25 protein-coding genes are annotated in these 25,410 nt (G+C 73.4%); 7 read left to right on the top strand and 18 right to left on the bottom strand.

Going from position 1 to position 25,410, the window contains the following annotated elements; translation table 11 throughout:
- Positions 1-113: 113 nt before the first annotated feature.
- Entirely contained in the window at positions 114-1,490 is a 1,377-nt protein-coding gene (locus tag O7598_RS06085; RefSeq protein ID WP_269690383.1) for a serine hydrolase domain-containing protein, read from the bottom strand.
- A 2-nt stretch (positions 1,491-1,492) separates the two neighbouring features.
- Positions 1,493-1,843, bottom strand: coding sequence for a histidine triad nucleotide-binding protein (locus O7598_RS06080; RefSeq protein WP_091071336.1), 351 nt, complete (start codon positions 1,841-1,843; stop codon positions 1,493-1,495).
- A gap of 37 nt (positions 1,844-1,880) precedes the next feature.
- Here O7598_RS06080 and O7598_RS06075 point away from each other — a divergent pair, with 37 nt between their 5' ends.
- Positions 1,881-2,642, top strand: coding sequence for an SDR family NAD(P)-dependent oxidoreductase (locus O7598_RS06075; protein ID WP_269690382.1), 762 nt, complete (start codon positions 1,881-1,883; stop codon positions 2,640-2,642).
- A 37-nt stretch (positions 2,643-2,679) separates the two neighbouring features.
- Complete coding sequence (gene ppk2, locus O7598_RS06070; protein WP_269690381.1) at positions 2,680-3,591, top strand: polyphosphate kinase 2; 912 nt, start codon at positions 2,680-2,682, stop codon at positions 3,589-3,591.
- Between the two features lie 8 nt (positions 3,592-3,599).
- Here ppk2 and O7598_RS06065 read toward each other — a convergent pair whose 3' ends face one another.
- The 3 genes from O7598_RS06065 to hrcA all read right to left on the bottom strand — a co-directional run bounded on the left by O7598_RS06065 (position 3,600) and on the right by hrcA (position 6,577).
- Complete coding sequence (locus O7598_RS06065; RefSeq protein WP_269690380.1) at positions 3,600-4,334, bottom strand: 16S rRNA (uracil(1498)-N(3))-methyltransferase; 735 nt, start codon at positions 4,332-4,334, stop codon at positions 3,600-3,602.
- 1 nt (position 4,335) lies between these two features.
- Entirely contained in the window at positions 4,336-5,478 is a 1,143-nt protein-coding gene (dnaJ, locus tag O7598_RS06060; RefSeq protein ID WP_269694766.1) for a molecular chaperone DnaJ, read from the bottom strand.
- Positions 5,479-5,551: 73 nt separating this feature from the next.
- Positions 5,552-6,577, bottom strand: a complete 1,026-nt coding sequence (gene hrcA / locus O7598_RS06055; protein ID WP_269690379.1) for a heat-inducible transcriptional repressor HrcA — start codon at positions 6,575-6,577, stop codon at positions 5,552-5,554.
- Between the two features lie 210 nt (positions 6,578-6,787).
- Between hrcA and O7598_RS06050 the strand changes: the two genes are divergently transcribed.
- Positions 6,788-7,447, top strand: a complete 660-nt coding sequence (locus O7598_RS06050) for a DUF4870 domain-containing protein (protein ID WP_269690378.1) — start codon at positions 6,788-6,790, stop codon at positions 7,445-7,447.
- 39 nt (positions 7,448-7,486) lie between these two features.
- On the opposite strand, the gene hemW is transcribed toward O7598_RS06050, so the two are convergent.
- The gene (gene hemW, locus O7598_RS06045; protein ID WP_269690377.1) at positions 7,487-8,710 is read right to left on the bottom strand and encodes a radical SAM family heme chaperone HemW; all 1,224 of its coding nucleotides are present in this window, start codon (positions 8,708-8,710) and stop codon (positions 7,487-7,489) included.
- A gap of 19 nt (positions 8,711-8,729) precedes the next feature.
- Here hemW and O7598_RS06040 point away from each other — a divergent pair, with 19 nt between their 5' ends.
- Together O7598_RS06040 and O7598_RS06035 are read left to right on the top strand one after the other, a co-directional pair.
- Positions 8,730-9,515 carry an enoyl-CoA hydratase-related protein gene (locus tag O7598_RS06040; RefSeq protein WP_269690376.1) on the top strand — a complete coding sequence of 262 codons (786 nt, stop codon included), beginning with the start codon at positions 8,730-8,732 and terminating at the stop codon, positions 9,513-9,515.
- Between the two features lie 154 nt (positions 9,516-9,669).
- Entirely contained in the window at positions 9,670-10,530 is an 861-nt protein-coding gene (locus tag O7598_RS06035; RefSeq protein WP_269690375.1) for a hypothetical protein, read from the top strand.
- 11 nt (positions 10,531-10,541) lie between these two features.
- Here O7598_RS06035 and O7598_RS06030 read toward each other — a convergent pair whose 3' ends face one another.
- The 7 genes from O7598_RS06030 to O7598_RS06000 all read right to left on the bottom strand — a co-directional run bounded on the left by O7598_RS06030 (position 10,542) and on the right by O7598_RS06000 (position 17,443).
- Positions 10,542-11,372: a carbohydrate ABC transporter permease gene (locus O7598_RS06030; RefSeq protein ID WP_269690374.1), complete on the bottom strand. Its 831-nt coding sequence runs from the start codon at positions 11,370-11,372 to the stop codon at positions 10,542-10,544.
- Positions 11,369-12,358 carry a carbohydrate ABC transporter permease gene (locus tag O7598_RS06025; RefSeq protein WP_269690373.1) on the bottom strand — a complete coding sequence of 330 codons (990 nt, stop codon included), beginning with the start codon at positions 12,356-12,358 and terminating at the stop codon, positions 11,369-11,371. The genes O7598_RS06030 and O7598_RS06025 overlap by 4 nt, the downstream gene beginning before the upstream one ends.
- The gene (locus tag O7598_RS06020; protein ID WP_269690372.1) at positions 12,355-13,647 is read right to left on the bottom strand and encodes a sugar ABC transporter substrate-binding protein; all 1,293 of its coding nucleotides are present in this window, start codon (positions 13,645-13,647) and stop codon (positions 12,355-12,357) included. The genes O7598_RS06025 and O7598_RS06020 overlap by 4 nt, the downstream gene beginning before the upstream one ends.
- 222 nt (positions 13,648-13,869) lie before the next feature.
- Positions 13,870-14,154 (bottom strand): GlsB/YeaQ/YmgE family stress response membrane protein, encoded by a 285-nt coding sequence (locus O7598_RS06015; protein WP_098746948.1) that lies wholly within the window; start codon positions 14,152-14,154, stop codon positions 13,870-13,872.
- 259 nt (positions 14,155-14,413) lie between these two features.
- Positions 14,414-14,698: a GlsB/YeaQ/YmgE family stress response membrane protein gene (locus tag O7598_RS06010; protein WP_269690371.1), complete on the bottom strand. Its 285-nt coding sequence runs from the start codon at positions 14,696-14,698 to the stop codon at positions 14,414-14,416.
- Positions 14,699-14,932: 234 nt separating this feature from the next.
- Positions 14,933-16,810, bottom strand: a complete 1,878-nt coding sequence (gene lepA / locus O7598_RS06005) for a translation elongation factor 4 (RefSeq protein ID WP_269690370.1) — start codon at positions 16,808-16,810, stop codon at positions 14,933-14,935.
- Positions 16,811-16,906: 96 nt separating this feature from the next.
- Positions 16,907-17,443 (bottom strand): DUF4240 domain-containing protein, encoded by a 537-nt coding sequence (locus O7598_RS06000; protein WP_269690369.1) that lies wholly within the window; start codon positions 17,441-17,443, stop codon positions 16,907-16,909.
- Positions 17,444-17,540: 97 nt separating this feature from the next.
- Here O7598_RS06000 and O7598_RS05995 point away from each other — a divergent pair, with 97 nt between their 5' ends.
- The gene (locus O7598_RS05995; protein WP_269694764.1) at positions 17,541-18,500 is read left to right on the top strand and encodes a phosphotransferase family protein; all 960 of its coding nucleotides are present in this window, start codon (positions 17,541-17,543) and stop codon (positions 18,498-18,500) included.
- Between the two features lie 141 nt (positions 18,501-18,641).
- Positions 18,642-18,908 (top strand): 30S ribosomal protein S20, encoded by a 267-nt coding sequence (gene rpsT / locus O7598_RS05990; protein WP_091071372.1) that lies wholly within the window; start codon positions 18,642-18,644, stop codon positions 18,906-18,908.
- Positions 18,909-18,995: 87 nt separating this feature from the next.
- On the opposite strand, the gene O7598_RS05985 is transcribed toward rpsT, so the two are convergent.
- The 5 genes from O7598_RS05985 to O7598_RS05965 all read right to left on the bottom strand — a co-directional run bounded on the left by O7598_RS05985 (position 18,996) and on the right by O7598_RS05965 (position 25,236).
- Complete coding sequence (locus O7598_RS05985) at positions 18,996-20,261, bottom strand: cellulose-binding domain-containing protein (RefSeq protein ID WP_269690368.1); 1,266 nt, start codon at positions 20,259-20,261, stop codon at positions 18,996-18,998.
- A gap of 249 nt (positions 20,262-20,510) precedes the next feature.
- Positions 20,511-21,011, bottom strand: coding sequence for a hypothetical protein (locus tag O7598_RS05980; RefSeq protein WP_269690367.1), 501 nt, complete (start codon positions 21,009-21,011; stop codon positions 20,511-20,513).
- Complete coding sequence (gene holA, locus O7598_RS05975) at positions 21,008-21,988, bottom strand: DNA polymerase III subunit delta (RefSeq protein WP_269690366.1); 981 nt, start codon at positions 21,986-21,988, stop codon at positions 21,008-21,010. Before holA ends, O7598_RS05980 begins: the two co-directional genes overlap by 4 nt.
- Before the next feature lie 135 nt (positions 21,989-22,123).
- The gene (locus O7598_RS05970; protein ID WP_269690365.1) at positions 22,124-24,493 is read right to left on the bottom strand and encodes a ComEC/Rec2 family competence protein; all 2,370 of its coding nucleotides are present in this window, start codon (positions 24,491-24,493) and stop codon (positions 22,124-22,126) included.
- Positions 24,490-25,236: a helix-hairpin-helix domain-containing protein gene (locus tag O7598_RS05965; protein ID WP_442929916.1), complete on the bottom strand. Its 747-nt coding sequence runs from the start codon at positions 25,234-25,236 to the stop codon at positions 24,490-24,492. Before O7598_RS05965 ends, O7598_RS05970 begins: the two co-directional genes overlap by 4 nt.
- Positions 25,237-25,410: the final 174 nt, after the last annotated feature.

Here is a 25,410-nt window from a genome sequence, read left to right as displayed (position 1 = left end):
TGCGCCACCTGCTCTCCGATCTCGGCGCCGGGCCCTGCTGGCGCGGCGTGCGGTAGCTCCCATCGTATCGGGTCGACACCGCACGCACCGCGCCCATTTCCGGTGCTCGGCGGTCAGCCGCCGGCCCGGAAGTCGTAGCCGTCGAACGCCTCCTGCCGCCGGGTGAAACGGTAGGTCGCCCAGTGCATCCGGACCACCACCCCGCGCTCGTCCCGGGTGAGCCGGAGCAGCTCGCCCGCCTCCCGCCCGGAGACCGTGCGGAACACGTCGGGCCGCTCCGGCAGCGGCGCGAACACGGCCGGCGGCTTCCCGGCCGGGTCGTCCGCGCCCCGGGCCCGCAGCGCCCCGTCGTGCCAGGAGAAGACCTGCTCGAACCCCTCGCCCCACCAGCGGCCCAGCATGCCGCGCAGGTGCGCGGGCGCGGGCGGGCCGGGACGCCACGGCTCGATCTCGGCCGGGTCGTGCTCGGCGGCGGCGGCGAGCAGCGCGTGCGTCAGGTCGAGCACCTCCACCCCGGCGCCGGACGAGCCGAGCACCGCGCACCCCATGGCGCCGGCCGTGCCCTCCCCGCCGCGCCGGCCGTAGACGGCGGCCAGGAAACCGGGCATCGCGCCGTCGTGCCCCACGTGGGTCACCCGGTCCGCCTGCGGCACCAGGATCAGCCCGAGGCCGAAACCGGCCGACCAGAGCGACTCGTCGGTCGTGGTGAGCGGCCAGCGCATCTCCTCGACCGTGGCCGGCGCGAGCACCGCGCCGGCCGGGTCGAGCGCGGCCGGGTCGGCCAGGAAGGCCGCCCAGCGGGCCATGTCCGTCGCGGTGCTCCAGAGCTGGGCGGCCGGCGCCACCGCGCCGAAGTCGGTGGGCGGCTCCGGGTGCGCCTCGTCGGAGTAGGCGTCGACCAGGTGCCCGGTGGCCGCCCGCTCCCCCGGCCCGGTGGCGGTGGCGGTCAGCCCGAGCGGGACGAGCACCCGCTCGGCGAGCACCTCGGCCCAGCTGACGCCGCGCCGCCGGGCGACCAGCTCGCCGAGCAGCGCCATGCCCAGGTTGAAGTAGTGGAAGCGACGGCCGGTGGGCAGCACCCGCTCGGCCCGGGCCAGGTCGGCCAGCAACTCGTCGACGCCCGGCGCGCGCAGGCTGTCCCACACGTCGCCGTGTGGCTCACGTTGCAGGCCGGCGGTGTGCGACAGCAGCCGGCGCACGGTCAGTTCGCCGTGCGCGGGCAGGTCGAGGTGCCGCCCGACCGGGTCGTCCAGGTCGAGCAGGCCGTCGTCGCGGCACTGCATGATCAGCACCGCGGTGAACGTCTTGGTGACCGAGCCGATCCGGAAGACGGTCTCCGGGTCGAGCGGGGTGTCGTTGCCGGTGCCGCCCACCGCGCAGGTCCAGAGCGGCCGGTCCGCCCGGTGCAGGGCCGCCGACACGGCCGGGATCCGCCCCTTGGCCTGGGCCTGCCGCACCATCCGGCCGAGCCGGTCGGAGATCGTGGTCACGGTCAGCGGCAGAGCATCGGGCCCAGCGGCGCCCCGCCGAGCAGGTGGGCGTGCACGTGGAAGACCTCCTGGCCGCCGTACGGGCCGGTGTTGAACATGAGCCGGAACCCGTCCACCGTCAGGCCCTCCTCCTCGGCCACCAGCGCGGCGGTGTTGAGCAGCTCACCGGCGAGCGTCGGGTCGCCCTGCGCCAGCGTGGCCACGTCCACGTAGTGCTCCTTGGGGATCACCAGCACGTGGGTGGGCGCCTTCGGGTCGATGTCCCGGAAGGCCAGGGTGGTGGCGGTCTCACGGACGATGGTGGCCGGGATCTCCCCGGCGACGATCCGGCAGAACAGGCAGTCGACTCCCATCGCAGCAGTGTAAGGAACGTACGGCAGGATGGCCGGCATGGCGGGACGGGCGGTGCTGGTGACGGGGGCCTCGCGGGGCATCGGGCGGGCGGTGGCGCGGGCGTTCGCGGCCGGCGGGGACCGGGTCGCGATCCACCACCGGGACTCCGCCGACCTGGCCGGGGCGCTCCGCGCCGAGCTGCCCGGCGACGGGCACGTGGTGGTCCGCGCCGACCTGGCCGACCCGGACGCGGTCCGGACCATGGTGGACGCCGCCGCCGGGCTGCTGGGCGGGCTCGACGTGCTGGTCAACAACGCCGGCGTGTTCGGGCCGGCCGACCCGCCGCACCCGGTCTTCGAGAGCACCTACGAGCAGTGGCGGGCGCGCTGGCGGGAGGTGCTCGACACCAACCTGTTCGGCGCCGCGAACGCGTCGTGGTGCGCCGCTCAGCACATGCGGGAGCGGGGCGGGCGGATCGTCAACGTCTCCTCCCGGGGAGCGTTCCGGGGCGAGCCGGCCAACCCGGCGTACGGGGCCAGCAAGGCGGGGATGAACGCGATGGCGCAGTCGCTGGCGGTGGCCCTGGCGCCGTACGGCATCGGGGTGGCCTGCGTCGCCCCGGGCTTCGTGGAGACCGACATGACCAACGAGCACCTCAAGAGCGAGCGCGGCGAGGCGGTGCGGGCGCAGTCGCCGTTCCGTCGGGTGGCCCGTCCGGAGGAGATCGCGGCGGCGGTGCACTGGCTGGCCAGCCCGGAGGCCGAGTGGGCCGCCGGCACCATCGTCGACCTGAACGGCGCGTCCTACCTGCGGAGCTGACGCGTCGAAACCGGGTGACGGGGTAGGTACCCCGGGCATGGCCGACACCGAGCTGCTGGACATCGCCGCCGACTACCGCGTGGTCGACGGGCACGACGACGACCCCGTGCTGCTGCGGCCGGACGGCAGCCCCGTCGAGACGTGGCGTGACGACTACCCGTACGAGCAGCGCCTCGACCGGGACGAGTACGACCACCAGAAGCGGCTGCTGCAGATCGAACTGCTCAAGCTCCAGGACTGGATCAAGGACACCGGCGAGCGGCTGGTGATCCTCTTCGAGGGCCGCGACGCCGCCGGCAAGGGCGGCACCATCAAGCGCTTCATGGAGCACCTCAACCCCCGCGGGGCGAGCGTCGTCGCCCTGGTCAAGCCGGACGAGCGGGAGGCCGGCCAGTGGTACTTCCAGCGCTGGCTGGCCCACCTGCCGACCGCCGGCGAGATCGTGCTCTTCGACCGGTCCTGGTACAACCGGGCCGGCGTGGAACGGGTGATGGGCTTCTGCTCCCGTAACGAGTACCTGGAGTTCCTGCGGCAGGTCCCGGACCTGGAAAGGATGCTGGTGCGTTCCGGGATCCGGCTGGTGAAGTTCTGGTTCTCGGTGTCCCGCAACGAGCAGCGCACCCGGTTCGTGGTGCGCAAGGTGGACCCGGTGCGGCAGTGGAAGCTGTCCCCCATGGACCTGGCCTCACTCGACCGCTGGGACGAGTACACCGAGGCCAAGGAGGCGATGTTCTTCTGGACCGACACCGCGGACGCGCCGTGGACGGTGGTGAAGAGCAACGACAAGAAGCGGGCCCGGCTGGAGGCGATGCGGCACGTGCTGCACAGGTTCGACTACGACGGCAAGGACGTCGACGTGGTCGGCACGCCCGACCCGCTGATCATCGGCCCGGCGGGCCTGGACCTGGGCCCCGAGGACCAGCCGGTGCCGATCTTCCCGCGCCCCTGACCGAGGGCCTACCAGCGGCCCAGGCGGGTGGCGAGCACGCTGAGCGCGGCGACCCCGGCGGTGGAGGTGCGCAGCACGGACGGGCCCAGGCGCACGGTACGGGCGCCGGCCTCGCGGAAAGCGGCCAGCTCCGGCTCGGCGATGCCGCCCTCGGGGCCGACCACCAGGACGATCTCGCCGGTCGACGGCAGCTCGGCCGTGCTCAGCCGCTCGTCGGCCTCCTCGTGCAGCACGAACGTCGCGGCGGCGCCGGCGATCCGCCGGGTGACAGTGGCGGTGGACTCGTCCGGGGCGCCGGCCACCACCGGCAGCCACGGGCGGCGGGCCTGCTTGGCGGCCTCCCGGGCGGTGGCCGCCCACTTCTCCCGGGCCCGTACGCCCCGGTCGCCGCGCCACTGGGTGACCGAGCGGGACGCCGCCCAGGGCACGATCTCGTCCACCCCGACCTCGGTCATCGCCTGCACGGCCAGCTCACCCCGGTCGCCCTTGGCGATCCCCTGCACCACGACCAGCCGGGGTACGCACGCGTCGGCGTACCCCCGGGTGGTGATCCGCAGGTCGAGGGTGCCCCGGCCGACGGCGGTGACCACCGCGGCGGCGGTCCCGCCCCGGCCGTCGGCGAGCAGCAGTTCCTGGCCGACGCGCAGCCGCTGCACGGTGGCCGCGTGATGGCCCTCGGGGCCGTCCAGCGTCACCGTGTCACCGGTGGGCAGCGCCTCGACCAGGAACAGCGGCGCCGACACGTCAGGCGTGCCCGTTGAAGGCGTCGCGCATCCGGGAGAAGAAACCGCCCTGCTTGGTCAGCTCGGCGACCTCCTCACCGCGGGTCTTGGCGAAGTCGCGCAGCATCCGCTCCTGGTCGGCGTCGAGCTTCGTCGGGGTGCGCACGTCCAGGTGGACGTAGAGGTCGCCCCGGCCGGTGCCGCGCAGGTGCGGCACGCCGCGGGCGCGCAGCCGAAGCGTGCTGCCGGGCTGGGTGCCCGGCTTGACGTCGACGACCTCCTCGCTGTCGAGCGTCTTGATGGTCAGCCGGGTGCCGAGCGCGGCGGCGGTCATCGGCACGGTCACCCGGCAGTGCAGGTCGTCGCCCTTGCGGGAGTAGACGTCGTGGGTCCGCTCGTGGATCTCGACGTAGAGGTCGCCGGCGGTGCCGCCGCCCGGGCCGACCTCGCCCTGCTGGGCCAGCCGGATCCGCATGCCGTCCTCGACGCCGGCCGGGATCTTGACGGTCAGCGAGCGGCGGGTGCGCACCCGGCCGTCGCCGGCGCAGGTCGGGCAGGGGTGCGGGATCGTGGTGCCGTAGCCCTGGCAGACGGTGCACGGCCGGGCGGAGACCACCTGGCCGAGGAACGTCCGCTGCACCGACTGCACCTCGCCCCGGCCGCCGCACGCCTCGCAGGTGGCCAGGTGGGTGCCGGCGGCGGTGCCGGCGCCGGAGCAGGTGGTGCAGAGCACCGCGGTGTCGACGGTGATCGGCGCCTCGACGCCGAACGCGGTCTCGTTGAGGTCCAGCTCCAGGCGCAGGATCGCGTCGGCGCCCGGCCGGGTACGCGGCCGGGGACCCCGGCTGCCGCCCGCCGCGCCGCCGAAGAACGCGTCCATGATGTCCTGGAAGCCGACGAACGGGCCGGCCCCGCCCGGGCCGCCCGGGCCCCCGCCGCCGCCGCCCGGGGCGAGCGGGTCGCCACCGAGGTCGACGATCTGCCGCTTCCGGTCGTCCGAGAGGACCTCGTACGCGGCGTTGATGTCCTTGAACTTCTCCTGTGCCTCCGGGTCCGGATTCACGTCCGGGTGGTACTGCCGCGCCAGCTTGCGGTAGGCACGCTTGATGTCGTCGTCGGAGGCGTCCCGGCTCACGCCGAGAATGCCGTAGTAGTCCCTGGCCACTGGGTTCGGTGTCCTCATGTTCGTCTCGCGTCTCGCCGGTCGTCGGCCGCAGCCGGCCGTCGGCCCTGACTGGTCAGTTCTGGGCCAGCAGCTCGCCCACGTAGCGTGCCACGGCCCTCACCATGGCGATATTGCCGGGGTAGTCCATCCGGGTCGGCCCGAGTACGCCGAGCCCGCCCACGATGGTGGCGCCCGGGCCGTATCCGGTGCTGACCACCGAGGCGGCCCGCAGGTTGTCGATCTCGTTCTCGTCGCCGATGAGCACCCGGGTGGCGTTGCTCGGTTCCGTCTCGCCGATCAACTTGAGCAGCACGACCTCCTCCTCGAGCGCCTCGAGGATGGGTCGCAGCGAGCCCTGGAAGTCGAGCAGGCCGCCCCGGGTCAGGTTGGCGGTGCCGGCCAGCGCGATCCGCTCCTCGTGCCGTTCGACGAGCGTCTCCAGCAGCACCGTGGAGAGCGTGGTCATGGCCGGGCGCAGGTGCGGCGCGGACTCCTCGACGAGCGCCTGCACCAGCGGCGGCGTCTCGGCGAGCTGGCTGCCGACCAGCTTCTCGTTGACCAGCCGGCGCAGGTCGGTCACGTCCTCGGCGGGGACCGGGGCGGGCAGCTCGACCAGCCGCTGCTCGACCCGCCCGGTGTCGGCGATCATGACGACCATCAGCCGGGTGGTGGAGATCGGCACCAGTTCCAGGTGGCGCACCTTGGACCGCGCCAGGCTGGGATATTGCACCACCGCGACCTGCCGGGTGAGCTGGGCCAGCAGCCGGACCGTGCGATGCACCACGTCGTCGAGGTCGACCGCGCCGACCAGGAAACGCTCGATCGCCCGGCGCTCGGCCGGGCTGAGCGGCTTGACCCGGGAGAGCCGGTCGACGAAGAGGCGGTAGCCGCGGTCGGTGGGCACCCGGCCGGCGCTGGTGTGCGGCTGCCGGATGTAGCCCTCCTCCTCCAGCACCGCCATGTCGTTGCGCACCGTCGCCGGCGAGACGCCGAGCTGGTGCCGTTCGACAAGGGCCTTGCTGCCCACCGGCTCCTGCGTGTGGACGTAGTCCTCGACGATGGCGCGCAGCACGGCGAGCTTGCGGTCGTCGAGACCCATCTCCCCCACCTCCTGACGCACCTCGGCCGGGCGACGCGCGGCATCCGCCGGGCGGCTGGCACTCGACTGTAGCGAGTGCCAGTCTACGTCGGCACCCCCGCCGACGCGATGATCAGTGGCGCACCCCCGGTCCGGCCCGCCGGTCCGGCCCGCCGCGCCGGGGCCGAACAGCCCTGGTGCCGCTTGCTCCCGGGACCTACCGTGACGTGCATGACTGAACCTCCTCGCCCGCCCGGAGCGGGGGACCCCAACCCCCAGCCCGACCCGGCCGCGCCGTCGGCCCCCTACGGCTCGTCGCCGGCCGACGAGCCCCCCACCGCACCACTGTCCGGGGCCCCGGGCGGAGGCGGCTATCCCCCGCCCGGTGGCTATCCGCCCCCGGGCGGCCAGCCTCCGGCGGGTGGCTATCCCCCGCCGGGTGGCTACCCTCCGCCGGGTGGCTATCCCCCGCCGGGTGGCGGTGCCCCGGGCTACGGGGCCGGCTACCCCGCCGGCGCCGGGTACGGCCCGGCCGCCTACGCCAACAACGACGAGAAGACCTGGGCCCTGGTCGCGCACTTCGGCGGCGCCGCCGGCGTGATCATCGGCGGTGGCCTCCTCGGCTGGGTCGCCCCGCTCGTCGCGCTGATGACCCGGGGGCAGCAGTCGCCGACCGTCCGCGCGCACGCGGTGGCGGCGCTGAACTTCCAGATCACCTGGGCCGTCGCCGGCGTGCTGGCCTGGGTGCTCACGCTGGTCACCTGCGGCATCCTGTTCTTCGTCCCGATGCTCGTCTGGCTCGTGCCGCTGATCTTCGGGATCATCGGCGGCGTCAAGGCGAACGACGGCGTGCTCTACCGCTACCCGATGAGCTACAGCTTCACCAAGTGACCAGGTCCGGTCGGCCGAGGTCCTCGGCCGACCGACCGGTCAGGGCAGCAGGTCGCGCACGACCGCGTCGGCCAGCAGCCGGCCGCGCAACGTGAGCACGGCCCGACCCTCGGCGTACGCCCCGGCGTCGAGCAGCCCGCCCACCCGGGCCCGCTCGGCGCCGGCCCGACCGGCGGTGTCCAGCACGTCCAGCGGCAGCCCGGAGGCGAGACGCAGCCGCAGCATCACGTCCTCCATGTGCTGCTCGTCGCCGGTGAGCCGCTCCCGGGCCAGCGCGGGCGACGCCCCGGCCGCCAGCCGCTCCGCGTACGCCGCCGGGTGCTTCACGTTCCACCAGCGCACGCCGCCGACGTGGCTGTGCGCCCCCGGGCCCAGGCCCCACCAGTCGGCGCCGGTCCAGTAGAGCAGGTTGTGCCGGCACGCCGCCGCCTCGGACCGGGCCCAGTTGGACACCTCGTACCAGGAGAAACCGGCCGCGCCGAGCGCCGCCTCCGCGGCCAGGTAGCGGTCCGCCGCCACGTCGTCGGAGGGGTACGGCAGCTCGCCCCGGCGCATCCGCGCGGCCAGCCGGGTGCCGTCCTCCACGATCAGGGCGTACGCGCTGACGTGGTCCACCCCCGCGTCGACCACCTGGGCCAGCGAGGCCGCGAAGTCGTCCGCCGTCTCCCCCGGCGTGCCGTAGATCAGGTCCAGGTTCACGTGGTCGAACCCGGCGTCGCGCGCCTCCCGGGCGGCGGCGGTGGCCCGGCCCGCGCCGTGCCGCCGGTCGAGCACCGCGAGCACCCCCGGCGCGGCCGACTGCATGCCCAGCGAGATCCGGGTGTAGCCGGCCGCCCGCAGCGTCTTCAGCGACTCCGGGGTCACCGACTCGGGGTTGGCCTCGGTGGTCACCTCGACGTCGGCGGCCAGCCCCCAGGTGCGGTCGATCCCGTCGAGGATCCGGGCCAGGTCGTCGGCGGGCAGCAGGGTGGGAGTTCCGCCGCCGACGAAGACCGTGTCCACCCGCGGCGGCGGGGAGTCGCCCAGCACCCGGCCGGCGAGCGCCAGCTCGGCCAGCACGGTGTCGGCGTACGTCTCCCGGCTCGCCCCGCCGCCCAGCTCGGCGGCGGTGTAGGTGTTGAAGTCGCAGTAACCGCACCGGCTGGCGCAGAACGGGACGTGCACGTACACCCCGAAGCCGCGGGCGCCGACGGCGCGGCGGGCGGCAGCGGGCAGCGACCCGTCGCGCGGGACGGGTTCACCTTCTGGAAGGACGCCGGGCATGGCCACTAGTGTGCCCGGCATGACCTCTCCGGACGCTCTCGTGCGGGTCGCCACGGCCCGTGGGGTGACCACCCTCACCCTGGACAGCCCGCACAACCGCAACGCGCTCTCCACCCCGCTGATGACCGAGCTGCTGGCCGGGCTGGCCGCGGCGGTCGCCGACGACGCGGTCCGGGTGATCGTGCTGGACCACACCGGCCCGGTGTTCTGCTCCGGCGCCGACCTGAAGGAGACCGCCGCCGCGTACGCCAGCGGGACCGTGCCGGCCGGGATGCTCGGCGACGTGCTGGTCGCCGTGCGGGAGTGCCCGAAGCCGGTGCTGGCGAAGGTGGCCGGGCCGGCCCGGGCCGGCGGGTTGGGCCTGATCGCCGCCGCCGACCTCGCGGTCTGCGCCGAGGCGGCCACGTTCGCGTTCACCGAGGTGCGGATCGGCGTGATCCCGGCGGTCATCTCGGCGACCGTGCTGCCCCGGCTGAGCCCGCGGGCCGCCGCCGAGCTGTACCTGACCGGCGACACGTTCGACGGGCGGCGGGCCGCCGAGATCGGCCTGGTCACCGCCGCGGTGCCGGCGGACGGGCTGGACGACGCCGTGGAGCGCTTCTGCGCCTCGCTGGTGAAGGGGGCGCCGGCCGCGCTGGCCGGGGCGAAGGAGCTGCTGCGCCGGCCGTCCGCGACCGACCTGCGGGCGGAGATCGCCGAGTTGGCGGCGCTCTCCACCGGGTACTTCCTCTCCGGCGAGGGGCGGGAGGGGGTGCTCGCGTTCCGCGAGAAGCGCCCCGCCGCGTGGGTGCCCGCCGGAGAATGAAAGGAGGGGCCCCTTCCTAACGTATTCGGTATAGGCGGGGGCCCCTTTTAACAGCGACCCGTCACGGGCCGGTGACGCGGGGGCGAGCAGGCCGGTCGGCCGAGTCGGGAAGCGGCGCCGGCGACGTACGCTGGTCGGACTGTCGTGACTGGGGGTGCTGGTGCGGACGCGAGCGTCGATCGTGGCATCTGGTGTGGTGGTGTGCGTACTGGCTCTGCTCGCGATCTGGTTCGTGACCAAGCAGTTCGGTCACCACCTGCGGCTGCCGCTGGCCAGCCGGACCTGCACCGTGCAGGCCGACGGCGAGGTGGTGCTCGGCGCCGACCAGATGGCAAACGCGGCCACCATCGCGGCCATCGGCATGCAGCGCGGAATGCCCGAGCGGGCCGTGGTGGTGGCGCTGGCCACCGCCTACCAGGAGTCGCACCTGCGCAACATCGCCCACGGCGACCGGGACTCGCTCGGGCTGTTCCAGCAGCGCCCGAGCCAGGGCTGGGGCACCCCGGAGGAGATCCGCGACCCGCGCTACGCGGCGCGGAAGTTCTACGCCGCGCTGAAGAAGGTGCGGGGCTGGGAGGAGATGCGGGTGACCGAGGCCGCCCAGCGGGTGCAGCGGTCGGCCTACCCCGAGGCGTACGAGAAGTGGGCGGACGAGTCGGAGGTCCTCAGCCGCGCGTTGCTCGGCTCGGCGACCGGCGCGGTGGCCTGCACGGTCGGTTCGACGCCGACCATGCGCGGGCCGGCCGCGGCCAGCGCGGTGCTGGAGGGCCTGACGCTCGACTGGGGACTGCCCCGGTTGACCGCGGCGTCGAACCTGACCGGGCTGACGGTGCCGGCCAGCGACGACCGCAACGGCTGGCGGTACGCGCACTGGCTGGTCTCGCACGCCGACGACCACGGCGTGAAGTCGGTCCGCTTCGGCAGCCTGGAGTGGACGGCCGAGCAGGGCACCTGGGCCCGGGTGAAGGGCGACCCGGCGACGCAGGTGCTGGCCGAGGTCTTCGCCGACACCTGATCGGATCAGGCTCAGCCCTTCACCGCGCCCGCCACGAGTCCGGAGACCATCCGGCGCTGGACCAGCAGGAAGAACACGATCACCGGCAGGGTGAACAGGGTGGACGCGGCCATCACCGAACCCCAGGCGGTGTCGTCCCGCCCGAAGAAGAACGTCATCGCCACCGGCAGCGTGTACTTCTGCTGGTCGTTGATGAAGGTCAGCGCGAAGATCAGCTCGTTCCAGGCGGTGATGAAGGAGAAGATGCTGGTCGCCACCAGGCCGGGCGCGACCAGCGGGAAGAGCACCTTGCGGAAGGTCTGCGCCCGGCTGGCCCCGTCGATCGCGGCCGCCTCCTCCAACTCCTTCGGCACCGCCGCGACGAAGCCGCGCAGCATCCAGACCGCGAACGGCAGCGAGAAGCCCAGGTAGGTGAGGATCAGGCTGGGCAGCGTGTTGTAGAGGCCGAGCCGCTGGATCATCAGGAACAGCGGGATGACCAGCGCCTCCAGCGGGATCATCTGCACCACCAGGAGCAGGATCAGGAAGCTGGTGCGCAGCTTGAACCGGAACCGGGCCACCGCGGTCGCGGCGAGCAGCGCGACCAGCCCGCTCAGCAGCACGGTGGCCACCGCGACCAGCACGCTGTTGAGGAAGAAGTCGAGGAACGTCACGCCCGGGATCAGGTTGCCGGTGAGGATCTCCCGGTAGTGCTCCAGGGTGGGCTCCGCCGGCACCGGGCGCGGCGTGGCGGAGAAGATCTCCCGGTTGGGCTTCAGCGAGGTCGCGATCATCCAGTAGACGGGGAACGCGGCGAAGAGCGCGACCAGCAGGCCGGCTCCGTTGAGCGCGAGCTTCTTCACGACTCGTCCTCCTGCCGAAGCACCATGCGGACGTACAGGGCGGTGACCACGAGCAGGATCACGGTGAGGATGACGGCGATCGCGGAGCCGAGGCCGTACTTGGGCGGTGGCGAGAACGCCTCCGCGTACGAGTAGATCGACAGCATGAACGTCGACCGGTCCTGGGTGCCGCCGGCCAGCACGAACTGCTGGGTGAAGACCTTGAAGTCCCAGATCGTGGAGAGCACCACGAGAATGCCGAAGACCGGCCGCAGCATCGGGAACGTGACCGACCAGAAGACCCGCCACGGGCCGGCGCCGTCGACGCGGGCCGCCTCCTGCAGCTCGGTCGGCACGCTCTTGAGCCCGGCCAGCACGCTCACCGCGATGAACGGGAACGAGTGCCAGACCACCACCAGCGTCAGGATGCCGAAGAACAGCAGCGGGTCGTTGAACCAGCCGTAGCCGGTCCAGTCGCTGCGCCCGAACAGGGTGGTGGAGAGGCCGTCGGGCAGCTTGTTGAACAGCCAGGTGACCAGGCCGCTCGTGTCGTCGAAGATCCACTTCCAGACGATGGTGCCGGTGAGCGCCGGGGTGGCCCAGGCGAGCATCACGCAGCTCGCCACGAACGTGGCCATCTTCTTGCCGAGCCGGTTGAGCAGCAGCCCCACCAGCGTGCCGAGCACCATGGTCAGCGCCACGTTGGCGACCGCGAAGAGCACGGTGTTGCGCAACACCGTACGGAAGAACGGGTCGCCGAGGATCTGCGCGTAGTTGGCCAGGCCGACCCACGGCCACTCGCGGTCCCCCCGGAGCTGTCGGACGCTGTCCAGCTTGTAGAAGGACATCATCACGACCTGGCCGAGCGGCCAGAGCAGGAGCACGGCGATGATCGCCAGGCAGGGCAGGAGCAGCAGGTACGGGAGGCGGTCCACCTTTCGGCGGGGCCGCCGCGCGGGGTTCTCCCGCGCGGCGGCCCCGTCGGTGGCCTTGGTCAGCGTGGTCACTTGGCGTTGAGGATGCTTTCCATCTCGGTGGCCGCGTCGGCGGTTGCCTTCTCGACCGACTTCTGACCCTTGATGACCGAGCTGTTCATCGCCTGGGTCACCGTCTTGGTGCGGCTGACCTCGACCCACTTGGGGGTGAGCGGGGTCAGCTTGGTGTTCTGGATGGCGGTGGCGAACGCGGCCATCACCTTGTCGTCGGCGTAGTTGCCGCCGCTGACCAGGTCCTTGTAGACCGGGAAGAAGCCGAGGCTGGAGGCGAACTCCTGGTCCTTCTGCTTGCTCAGCAGCACGGTCGTGTAGTCCCAGGCCAGGGCCTGCCGCTCGCTGTCCTTCCAGACCGCGATGTCGGAGCCACCGGCGAACGCCGGGGCGGCCTTGCCGTCCGGGCCGGGGATCGGGAACGTGCCCCAGACCTTCTCGATGTCCGGGTTGTCCTTCTTCATCGCGCCGCCCTGCCAGCTACCGGCGAACGCCATGGCGGCCTTGCCGGTGGCGAACTGGGTGCGGGCGTCGACCTCGTTCCAGCCGGCCGAGGCGGGCGGGGCGACCTTGTGCACGGTCACCAGGTCGGTCCAGAACTTGACCGCCTTCTGCGCCTCGGGCGTGTTGTAGCCGGACTTCCAGCTGTCGCCGTCCTTGGTGGCGATCTCGCCGCCGGCGGCCCAGAGGAAGGAGTAGAACGGCAGCTCCGAGTTGCCGGGCAGGGCGATGCCGTAGGTGCCGGGCTTCTTGGCCTGGACGGCCTTGGCGGCGGCGACCATCTCGTCCCAGTTCGTCGGCGGCTTCACGCCGGCCTCGGCGAACCAGTCGGTGCGGTAGTAGACGGCGCGCACGCCCGCGTACCATGGCACGCCGTACTGCTTGCCGTCGAGCTGGGCGTTCTTCACCAGGTCGGGCAGGATGTCCTTGCCCTCGGACCAGCCGTTGAACTTGTCCGTGACGTCGGCGAGCGCCTCCTGGGCCGCCCAGCCCTGGGTCTCGGTGTTGCCCAGCTCGGTGACGTCCGGGCCCTCTCCACCGGCCAGCGCGGCCTGGAACTTCTTCGGCGCCTCGAGCCAGGGAATGTACTGCACCACGACGTCGGTCTCGGGGTGCTTCTTCTTGAACTCCGTCTCGACCGTGTCGAGGAACGCGGTCTGGGCGTCGCCGCCCTCGCCCATCATCCAGACCGTCAGCTTGCTGTTGTCGGCGGCCTTGTCGTCGTCGCCGGAGCCACCGCAACCGGTCAGCACCAGCGCGGCCGACGCCACGATGGCGGTGACCGGAGCCAGCCGCTTCCACCTGTTCACGCCATATCTCCCTCAGGGCCGTTTGGCACTAACCTTCTCCGCCGCACCTTAGTAGGAAAATTTCCTTTACAACAGGGGGAGGTTCACGGCGGGCGGCCGAGGCGACGGTATCGCAGGCGAACGCCCGGGCGGCAGGGGTGCCGTCCGGGCAGCTCAGAGCGGGGATACGCGGACGGGCGCCCGGCCAATGGCCGGGCGCCCGTCGAAGCGGTGGTGCGGGGGTCAGTAGCGCGAGACGCTGCGCCGGCGGCCGACACCGGCCACCAGGGCCACCGCGATGGCGGCGAAGAGCACCTGCAGCATCAGCTCGCGCCAGTCGATGCCGGCGGTCTCGGCGAAGCCGGAGGCCCGGGCGACGATCGTGCCCAGCAGCGCGGCGCCGACGCCGATCAGCATGTGCAGCCACATCGGCATGTTCTGCCGGCCCGGCACGACCAGCCGGCCCAGCGCGCCGACGATCAGACCAACGACCAGCGCCGTGATGATGCCCCAGACGGTGAGCTCCATGGTCGCCCTCCTCCTTCAGATCCGTTCACACGATTCCGTGTGTTTCTGTCGTGACCGCTAAGTTCCCGACCCGTCAAAATCCCAAACCGACTCGGGTGACGAATTGTTCAGACCGGCCCTGAGCTGCTGCTTCTCGCTCAAATCCCAGCTCGGGGTGCCATTGCCGGTAGCGCCGCCGCACCGACGGGGTTCAATGCGCAAACGCCGACGGGCGCCCGGCCGGTGAGGCCGGGCGCCCGTCGAGGCGCGTGGTACGCGATCAGTGGTGGGTGACGCCGCGCCGACGGCCGACACCGGCCACCAGGGCCACCGCGATGGCGGCGAAGAGCACCTGCAGCAGCAGCTCACGCCAGTCGATGCCGGCGGTGTCGGCGAAGCCGGAGGCCCGGGCGACGATGGTGCCCAGCAGGGCAGCGCCGACGCCGATCAGCATGTGCAGCCAGATCGGCATGTTCTGCCGGCCCGGCACGACCAGCCGGCCCAGCGCGCCGACGATCAGACCGACGATCAGGGCGGTGATGATGCCCCAGACGGTGAACTCCACGGTCGTCCTCCAAGTAAGCGGTTTCGCACGTTCTGTGCGGTTGCTGTCGTGACCGCTAAGTTCCCGACCGGCCGAAAATCGAAACCGCCCCCGACCCCGCCGATCCGGCCGTCGACCACCCTCGCCGAGCGAATCCGCAGGTGGGAGCGCTGTCAGAAGCTGAAAAATTCCTGAGTACGCGAACCGGCCGGCACCCCGCGCAGGGGGTGCCGGCCGGTCGTGAGAGCCCGGTGGCTACTTCTTGCCGGCGGTCTTGCCGTCACCGGAGTCCGAGGAGAGCGCGGCGATGAAGGCCTCCTGGGGAACCTCCACCCGGCCCACCATCTTCATCCGCTTCTTGCCCTCCTTCTGCTTCTCCAGCAGCTTGCGCTTACGGCTGATGTCACCGCCGTAGCACTTGGCGAGCACGTCCTTGCGGATCGCGCGGATCGTCTCCCGGGCGATCACCCGGCTGCCGATGGCCGCCTGGATCGGCACCTCGAACTGCTGACGCGGGATCAACGAGCGCAACTTCGCCGCGATCGTCGTGCCGTAGTTGTAGGCCTTGTCCTTGTGCACGATGGCGCTGAACGCGTCCACCGGCTCCCCGTGCAGCAGGATGTCGACCTTCACCAGGTCGGACGCCTGCTCGCCGGAGGTCTCGTAGTCCAGCGAGGCGTAACCCTTGGTGCGGCTCTTGAGCTGGTCGAAGAAGTCGAAGATGATCTCGGCCAGCGGCAGCGTGTAGCGCAGCTCCACCCGGTCGGCGGAGAGGTAGTCCATGCCGAGCAGGGTGCCCCGGCGCCCCTGGCACAGCTCCATCACGGCGCCCACGTAGTCGTTCGGGGTGAGCACGGTCGCCCGCACCGTCGGCTCGTACACCTCGGCGATCTTGCCGGTCGGGTACTCGCTGGGGTTGGTGACGACGATCTCCTCGCCGTCCTCCGTGATGGCGCGGTAGACCACGTTGGGCGCGGTGGAGATGAGGTCGAGGTTGAACTCCCGCTCCAGCCGCTCCCGGATGATCTCCAGGTGCAGCAGGCCGAGGAAGCCGCAGCGGAAACCGAAGCCCAGCGCGCCGGAGGTCTCCGGCTCGTAGACCAACGCGGCGTCGTTGAGCTTGAGCTTGTCGAGCGCCTCACGCAGGTTCGGGTAGTCCGAGCCGTCGATCGGATAGAGGCCCGAGTAGACCATCGGCTTCGGGTCCTTGTAGCCCCCGAGCGCCTCCTTGGCCTGGTTGCCGTTGATGGTGACGGTGTCACCGACCCGGGACTGGCGCACGTCCTTCACGCCGGTGATCAGATAGCCCACCTCGCCGACGCCCAGCGCGTCGGCCTTCACCATCTCCGGCGAGATGACGCCGATCTCCAGCAGCTCGTGGACCGCGCCCGTGGACATCATCTTGATCCGGTCCCGGGCCGAGATCCGGCCGTCGATCACCCGGACGTACGTCACCACGCCACGGTAGACGTCGTACACCGAGTCGAAGATCATCGCGCGGGCCGGGTCGTCGGCCACGCCGACCGGCGGCACGAACTGCCGGACGATCTCGTCGAGCAGGTAGGGCACGCCCGCACCGGTCTTGCCGGAGACCCGGATGCAGTCCGCCGGGTCACCGCCGATCAGGTGGGCCAGTTCCTCGGCGTACTTCTCCGGCTGGGCGGCCGGCAGGTCGATCTTGTTGAGCACCGGGATGATGTGCAGGTCGTTCTCGAGCGCCAGGTAGAGGTTCGCAAGCGTCTGCGCCTCGATGCCCTGCGCGGCGTCGACCAGCAGGATCGCGCCCTCGCAAGCCGCCAGCGAACGGGACACCTCGTAGGTGAAGTCGACGTGCCCGGGGGTGTCGATCATGTTGAGCACGGCGGTCTCGCCGACCCGGTCGCCCTCCCGGATCGTCCACGGCATCCGGACGGCCTGGCTCTTGATGGTGATGCCGCGCTCGCGCTCGATGTCCATCCGGTCCAGGTACTGCGCGCGCATCTGCCGCGGGTCGACCACACCGGTGAGCTGCAGCATCCGGTCGGCCAGGGTCGACTTCCCGTGGTCGATGTGGGCGATGATGCAGAAGTTCCGGATGCGCGCCGGGTCGGTGGCACCGGGAGCGTTCGCGCCGGGATCGAGCGTCGGTGGCACAGCGGTCCGTTCTGGTCGGCTGACGTGAGCGGGCCGGCGTGGCGCCGGCCCCCCTCTATGCTCCCACGCCGTCCGGGCCGCGCCCGGGCTCCCCCGTCACTCCGCCGGCGGCTCGACGAAGAGCGCGGCCAGCCTCGGCAGCCGGCGACGGGCCTCCTCCTCGTCGTCGAAGTCCCAGAAGTCGTTCAGGTCGGGCACCGGCACCGGATCACGCTCGGCGGGCAACTCGGTCGCGGTGGCCTTCCGGTAGGCCTCCCAGGGCACCGACAGCATCCGCTCGCACTCGAACTCCTCGCCGCTGAGCGCGGCGGCCCGCACCCCGGGCAGCTCGGCCAGCGAGTCCGGCTCGCCGACCGCCCGCGCGAAGACGGCCCGGCCCTGCGTCATCAGCCAGCCCCGGAAATATTCGAAGCCGTCGTCCGAGGCGCCGCCGTTGATCAGGTAGGCCGCGCCCCACAGGTCCACCCGGTAGGAGGCGGCGATCACCCGTCGCTGATGGTGGGCGTACCCGACGATCTCCTCGGGGTCGCGCTCGGCCAGCAGCGCGACCGCCCGGGCGGCGACCGCGTCGGCCTCTCCCCCGGCCCCGGCCCGGGCCTGGTCGATCAACTGCCAGAACTCCTCGGTCCTCATGGTCGGCAGTCTGGCAGAGCCCACCGACGCGCCGCCCGCACCCGGCCGCGCACCGGTGCGGCAGCATGGTGCGGTGCGCGCGATCTCACTACCGCCCATGCCGTACGGGGCGACGGCCGTCCGGCCCGACTGGGTCGACCTGCCCGCCGGGCTGCGCGACGCGCTGGCGGCCCGGCTCGGCGGCCCACCGGCGGCGGTCGAGGTGGCCGGCGGCGGCTTCACCCGCGGCTTCGCCGCCGTGCTGACCGGCCCGACCGGCGAACGGGTGTTCGTCAAGGCGGCCGCGCTGGACCGGCACCGGCACCTCGTCGACTGGTACGCCCACGAGGCCGCGATCCTGACCCGGCTCCCCGCCGGCCTGCCGGTGCCCCGGCCGCGCTGGGCGCTCACCGACTCCGGCTGGTACGCCCTCGCGCTGGACGCGATCGACGGGCACACCCCCCGGCTGCCCTGGGACCCGGCCGAGCTGGCGGCGGCCCTCACCACGTACGCCGAGGTCGCCGCCGCGCTCGGCGACCCGCCCGCGGACCTCGTCGCGCTCGGCCTGCCCCGCCTCGCCGACCTGGCCCGCGACGACATCCTCTGGTGGGGCGAGGTGGCCGCCGGCCGCGAGCCGCGGCCCGAGCCGGCGGCCCGGGCGCCCCTGGCGGAGCTGGTCGCGCTGGAGTCCCGCCTCCCCGGGTACGCCGACGCCGCCACCGGGCTGGCCCACGGCGACCTGCGGGTGGACAACCTCCTGGTGGACGCGGACGGCCGTGCCTGGCTCTGCGACTGGACCTGGCTCTGCCACGGGCCGGCCTGGTTCGACCTGGCCGGTCTGCTGATCACCGGGTACGCCACCGGCCTGGACGCGGACGCCGCCTTCGCCGCCCACCCGGCGACCGCCGGGGCGCCCGCCGACGCGCTGGACGTGAGCCTCGCCGCGCTCGCCGGCTACTTCCTGACCGGCGCCGCCGCCGGACCGTCGACCGCCTCCTCCCCGCACCTGCGGTCGCACCAGCGGTGGAGCGGTGAGCAGGCGCTCGCCTGGCTGACCGCCCGCCAGGGCTGGACCTGACCCGCCCGCCCGCCGCCCCGCCTTACCCTCGTTTTGGCCCGGCCCGGGGCGACCTGGTAGCCTGACCATTCGCGCGGCGATGACGGCTGCTCGTCGTGCGCGGAAGCTGACCAACCCGAGCTATCAAGACGAGGCTGTCGCGTGGCGAACATCAAGTCCCAGATCAAGCGCAACCGGCAGAACGAGAAGCGCCGGCTGCGGAACAAGTCGGTCAAGTCGTCGCTGAAGACCGCCATCCGGAAGTTCCACGAGGCTGCTGAGGCCGGCGACGCCGAGAAGGCCACCGTTCTCATGCAGGAGGCCACCCGCAAGCTGGACAAGGCTGCCAGCAAGGGTGTCATCCACGCCAACCAGGCGGCCAACCGGAAGTCGGCGATCGCCAAGCGCGTCGCCTCGTTCTCGGCCTGACGAGACCGTAGACCCGACCGGAAGCCCCGGGACGATGGTGTCCCGGGGCTTCCGGCTGTCCACGTACCCTGCTGTGGCAGGACCCGGTCAGCAGCCGATCCGGCTGGACCCGACCGCCACGTCGTCGTACCAGAGGGTGTCGGCACCGCCGCCGTAGCTCTCCCAGCCCAGTTTCAGGTCGGTGAGCTGCGGCCGCCAGGTGCGGTTGTACCACTGGCCGTCGATGTCGTGCGTCGGCACGCCGTCGGCGGTGAGCCCGGCGACGGCGGCGCCGTCCAGCCAGGTACGGAGCTGACCGGCCGAGCCGTCGACCATGAACTCCAGGCAGGCCCACCGGTTGGTGGGCAGCGGCACGCTCTGCGCCACGCCGGCCGGGCTCTGCTCGGGCAGCGTGGCGTCGTCGGAGGCGCGGTTCCACTGCATGGCGCCGTTCTGGCCGCCCATCCGCAGGTCCTTGTTGCCGTCGGCGGAGTCGGCCATCGCGATCATCGTGGTGTGGTCGGTGGGCTGGGCGGTGGTGTGCCGCACCCAGATCCGGCCGTACCGGACACTGCCCACGCCGGCGAGGTTCTTCGTGGACCTGATGAACACGTGGTTGCAGTAGCCGGCCGCGCCGTTGATCCGGACCGCCCGGCTGCCGCTGTGCGTGGTGGCCGTGTCGATGGTGGCCGTGCCGGCGCCGGCACAGTCCGGGTTCACCACGGTCCAGTCACCGGACGGCGTCGAGCCGGTCTGGTTCTCGAAGCCGTCGCAGAGCACCGCCCCGGCGCACCCGACCGGCGGGTTCGTGGTCGGCGGCGGGCTGGTCGGCGGTGCCGTGGTGGGCGGCGCGCTGGTCGGCGGGGCGCTGGTCGGCGGGGCGCTGGTCGGCGGCGCGCTGGTGGGCGGGGCGGTGGTCGGCACCGTCGTGGTGGGCCCGCCGGTCGGTCCGGCGCCGTTGCACGGCACACCGTTGAGGGTGAACCCGGTCGGCGCGCCGCCGCCGGTGGCGAACGTGCCCTGCACGCCGAACTCGGTGGAGCCACCGGCCGGGATGCTGCCGTTGTACGACACGTTGCGGGCGGTCACCGTCGCGCCGGACTGGGTGACCGTGGCGTTCCAGCCGTTCGTGACGCGCTGGTCCCCGGCGTACGTCCAGGTGACGGTCCAACTGGAGACGGCGGTGTCGCCGGGTGAGACCTTGACGGCGGCGGTGAATCCGCCGGGCCACTGGTTGGGCGTGTAGTCGACCCGGCAGCCCTGGGCGGCCGCGGCCGGGCCGGCGAGCAGGGCCGTTCCGGTCGCGGCCACGGTGGCCGCCAGCGCGGCGACCACCGCCAGGGTGGGTACGGTGCGGGCGCGGAGAATCGTCATGAAGGGTCCTTCGGATCGAGCGGGGCGGCGGCGACGCGCGTCCTGCCCGGATGCGGCGCGACGACGTGCCCTGGGTGTGGCGCGGCGATGCGCCACGGCGACTGGTCGGCGTGCCCGGCTCGGGGGGTGGAGCTGTCCGTCGCCGACGGCCCGGTCGCCCGGGACCTCGGCGGTGCCCACCCTCAATCTATTGACAGATCCCTATTCAATCAAGCTCCCGGTCAGGCACCGGGCGGACCGGGGCGGCGGTCAGCGGAAGGAATCGGGCCAGGTGATCTCGGACTCGGTCCGGCGTTCACCCTCCCCGGCCCGGTCGAACGGCAGCACCGAGCGGCCCGGCTGGTGGTAGGGAACGGCGGGGCCGGTCGCCCTCGGGTCGGCGGCCAGGCTCAGGCCGCCGGGCAGCGCCCGGGCCCGGGCCGGCACCCGCGCCCGGCCGACGACCGGCTCCACCTGCCGGCGGAAGCGGTCCCGCTCCTGCTCGGGCACCTGCGCCGCGGTGCGGAACACCATCTCGGCGACCACGTCGTTCAGTTTGACCATCGCGGCCACGGCGGTCGGCAACACCAGCACCGCCCACCAGTTCACCAGCTCGGCGAGCGCGAGCAGCGCGGCCAGCGCCGCCGCGCCCTCGAAGAAGAGGAAGCAGAGCACCCCACCCGGATTGACGAAGCGCAGCCCGAGCACCCGGGCGTAGAGCGGCCGGTACCGCTCCTCGTCCGTCGGCACGGTCGACCACGCTCGGGTCACCGGGCGCCCCCCTGCCGGGCCGCCGCCACCGAGAAGACGGCCCGCTCCAGCGCGTAGGCACGGTCGTCGGCGCCGCCCTTGACCGCCGCGTTGCACTCGGCCGCCGCCTGCATCGCCTCGACCAGGCCTTCCGGCGTCCAGCCACGGCCCTGACGCTGGGCCCGTTCGATCTTCCAGGGCGGCATGCCCAGGCTGCTGGCGAGCTGGTAGGCGCTGCCCCGACCGGCGGAGGCGACACGCGCCACGGTCCGGACGCCGTCGGCGAGCGCGTCGGCGATGGGCACCGGGTCCACCCCGACGTGCAGCGCCCAGCGCAGCGCCTCCAGCGCGCCGGGGACGTCGCCGACCATCGTCGCGTCGGCCACGGTGAAGCCGGTGACCTCGACCCGACCCCGGTAGTAGCGGGAGACCGTCTCGGCGTCGATCCGCCCGTCGGTGTCGGCGACGAGCTGGGAACAGGCGGCGGCCAACTCGCGCAGGTCGTTGCCGACCGCCGCGATCAGGGCCTCGGCCGCGTCGTCGGCGCACTTACCGCCGTGGCGGCGGATCTCGTCCCGGACGAAGGCGACCCGCTCGCGGTGACCCTTCAGCTTCGCCGCCGGCACCACGGTGGCGCCCGCCGCCCGCAGCCCGTCGGCGAACGCCTTGCCCTTTCCGCCACCCAGGTGCAACACCACGAGCTGCACGTCCGGGTCGGGACTCTTCGCGTACGCCAGCAGCGCGGCGGACAGGTCCTTGCGGGTGTCCTGCCCGGAGCGGAGCACCAGCACCCGGCGACCGCCGAACAGCGACGGGCTCAGCATCTCGTCGATCTCGCCGACCGCCACCGAGCCGGCCTGGTATTCCCGCACGTCCACGTCGGGGTCCACCGCCCGGGCCCGGGCAACGGCTTCGGAGACCGCGCGCGTGGCGAGCAGCTCCTCGTCGCCGAGGACGAGCAGAATGGGAGGCAGGCTGGCCGGGGTCACGTCGCCCATACTCGCACGCACTCCGACCGGTGCGTGCCTGCTCGTCGGGGACTGTGACGGCGCAGCCCGCACTCAACGCAAATCCAGACATTTGCCTTGATCTACCATCTATGCCTACAAGATCCTCGACTCGGTTCGGCACGCTCACCGCGACCGCCCCCGCTCGACACCCCGCGCGACCACCGCCAGCCCGCCGCCGACCCGGATCGCGGCCACGTCGCCGTCGGTGTCGGTGCGCATCACCCGCGCACCTCCCCTGGTCAACCGGCCCATCAGGCCCGGGTTGGGATGCCCGTAGTCGTTGTCGACGCCGACGCAGACCAGCGCGACCGCCGGACGGACCGCGGCCAGGAACTCCGGATCCTGGTACGCCGACCCGTGGTGCGCCACCTTCAACACGTCCGCCCGGATCGTGGTGGGCGGCACCGTCTCCACCAGCGCCCGCTGTTCCTCGGTCTCGGCGTCCCCGGCCAGCAGGATCCGCACCCCGGCCACGGTGGCGGTCAGCACCAGCGAGTTGTTGTTCGGGTCGGAGCGGCTACCGCGCAGCGGGTACGGCGGCCCGATCGCGGCCAACTCGACCACGCCGGCCCGCCAGCGCCAGCCGGCCGGCACCGGATCGAGGCGGGCGCCACCGCGGTGGGCCGCCTCGCGTACCTGGGCGACCCCGTAGGGCGGCTCGGACCACTGCGGGCCGACCACCGCACCGACCCGTCGCCCCCGGAACACCCCGGCCACCCCGCCCACGTGGTCGGCGTGGAAGTGGCTGACCACCAGCAGCGGCACCTCGCGTACGCGGAGCCGCCGCAGGCAGCCGTCCACCCCGGACGGCTCCGGGCCGGCGTCGACCACCACGGCCCGCCCGGCGGCGACCGGCAGCACCACCGCGTCGCCCTGCCCCACCGCGCACGCCACCACCACCCAGTCGCGCGGCGGCCACCCGGAGGCCAGCAACCGGATCGGCACCGCACCCAGCACCACGGCCACCACCACGACCACGACCAGCCGCCGAGCCCGACGCCGCCGGACCGCGAGCAGCAACGCCACGCTCACGGCGGCCAGCAGCAGCGCGCCGGCCACCCCGCCCACCCACGGCACGTTCCCCGCCGGCAGCGCCGCCCCGTGCGACGCCACCGCCACCAGCCACCGCGCCGGCCAGCTCGCCAGCCAGGCGAGGAACTCGGCGCCGGCCGGCCACACCGGAGACAGCACGGCGGCGAGCACGCCCAGCACCGTGGCCGGCGCGACGGCGGGCACGACCAGCAGGTTCGCCGGCACCGCCACCAGACTGACCGTCGCGGACAGCCCGGCGATCACCGGGCCGCACGCGAGCTGCGCGGCGGCCGGCACCGCCAGCGCCTCCGCCAGCCCCGGCGGTACGCCCCGACGACGCAACGCGTCCCGCCACCCGGGCGCGAGCAGCAGCAACCCGCCGGTGGCGCAGACCGACAGCGCGAAGCCCGGATCCCCGGCCAGGGCCGGGTCCAGCAGCACCAGCCCGGCGACGGCGGCGGCCAGCGCGGGCAGCGCGGCCCGGGACCGCCCGGCGGCCAGCGCGGCGAGCCCGATCGCGCCCATCGCCGCGGCCCGCACCACGCTCGGCGAGGGCCGGACCAGGACGACGAAGCCGACCAGGGCGAGGCCGCAGAGCCCCACCGCGGTACGGGGACCGGCGCGCCCCCAGCGGGCCAGCAGCAGCACCGCGCCCACGATGATCGCGACGTTGGAACCGGACACCGCGTTGAGATGCGTCATCCCGGTGGCCCGAAAGTCCTCCTCCACCTCGGGCAGCAGCCGACTGGTGTCGCCCACCACCAGCCCGGGCAGCAGCCCACCCGGCGCGTCGGGCAGCGGTTCGCAGGCCCGTTGCAGCCCGGCCCGCAGCGTGCCGGCCGCGCGCTGCGCCCACGACGGGGCGCCGTGCCGGGTGGGTGCCCCGGTGGCCGAGAGCACCGCCGCCGTGAGGTCGCCGCCGCGCGGCTCGGCGAGCCGGCCGCGCGTGGTCACCCGCTGCCCCGGCAGCAGCCCCTGCCAGCCCGGGTCGGTGGCCAGCACCAGCCCGCGCACCGGGCCGGTGACCTGGCTGCCGTCGGGGCCGGTGAGGCGTACCAGGTCGACCCGGACCAGCAGCGGCGCCGGACGGCCGGGTGAGCCGCGTACCCGGCGCGGGTCGTCGCGCACCACCAGGTCGGCGGTGACGAGCGCGCGCTCGGTGACGAGCGCGCGGATCGGAGCGGCGTCGCGGACCGCGAGCCGGGCGCCGGTCGCCGCCGCCCCGCAGAGCACGCCGAGCAGGACGGCCAGGGCGAGCCAGCCGTAGCGGCGGATCGGCGCGGCGCGGTCGCGGCGCAGGCGCAGGCCCGCGGCCAGCGCCAGCCCGGCGGCGACGGCGGCCAGCCCGGCGGTCGCCCGGACGGAGAGGTGCAGGCCGGCCAGCGCGGCGAGCCAGGCGGCCACCGCGAACCCGACCAGCCGCAGGTCCGGTCCCGCGTCGTCCGAACCGTCGACGCTCACACCGTCACCAGTTCCTTGAGCTGCTCGTAACGGGCGTCGCCGATGCCCTCCACCTGCCGCAGGTCGGAGACGGACCGGAAGCCGCCGTGCTGCTCCCGGTGGTCGAGGATCCGCTGGGCGAGCACCGGGCCGACGCCGGGCAGCGCATCCAGCTGGGCCAGCGTGGCGGTGTTCAGATTGACCGGCCCGGCGGCTGGACCACCTGGCGCACCGCCGGCCGCCGGACCGGGGGCGACCGGCCCGGGCGGGGCGGTGACGCCGACCAGGATCAGCTCGCCGTCGGTGACCTTGCGGGCGGGGTTGAGCAGCGCCACGTCGACGCCGGGCAGCGCGCCACCGGCCGCCTCCACGGCGTCGGCCAGGCGGGCGCCGGCCGGCAGCCGCACCAGCCCTGGGCGACGGACCTTGCCGGCAACCGCGACGACCACCTGACCGGTCGACGCGGCCGGCGCCGCCTCGGTCACCACGCCGGCCGCCTGCGTCGCCGCCCCGGCCGGGGCCTCGCCGGCCGGCGCGACCGGACGCACGGGTTCGGCGGTCGGGCGGGAACGCCACGCCCAGACGGCGGCCACCAGGACGACGAGCGCGGCCACCGCAGCGAGGGCGCGGACGCCGCGCCGGCCCGGGTCGAACGCGCCCGGCCCGGGCAGCCGGGACACCAACCCGCGCGCCAGCTCCGGTGGTGGGTCCTCCTCCGGCCCCTCGGAATCCTGCTCGACGAACACCGGGTCCGGCCCGAACAGCGGCGTGGGCCCGTGGTCGGGCTCCGGGTGGCCGTGTCGCAGTTCGGGACGGGCCGGCTCGGGAAACGGGTACACCGGTGACGGCTCGGACGTCGCCGCTCGGACGGCATGCGGCGTGAACAGCCGGGTGAGCCTCCGCCGTACCGTCGTCTCCTCGTCGTCTGACACGGCTCG

This window comes from Micromonospora sp. WMMC241, from assembly GCF_027460165.1.
GTDB classification, from domain to species: domain Bacteria; phylum Actinomycetota; class Actinomycetes; order Mycobacteriales; family Micromonosporaceae; genus Micromonospora; species Micromonospora humi.
Note: the sequence above shows the minus strand (reverse complement) of the source record. Positions and strands in the feature narration are given on the sequence as shown.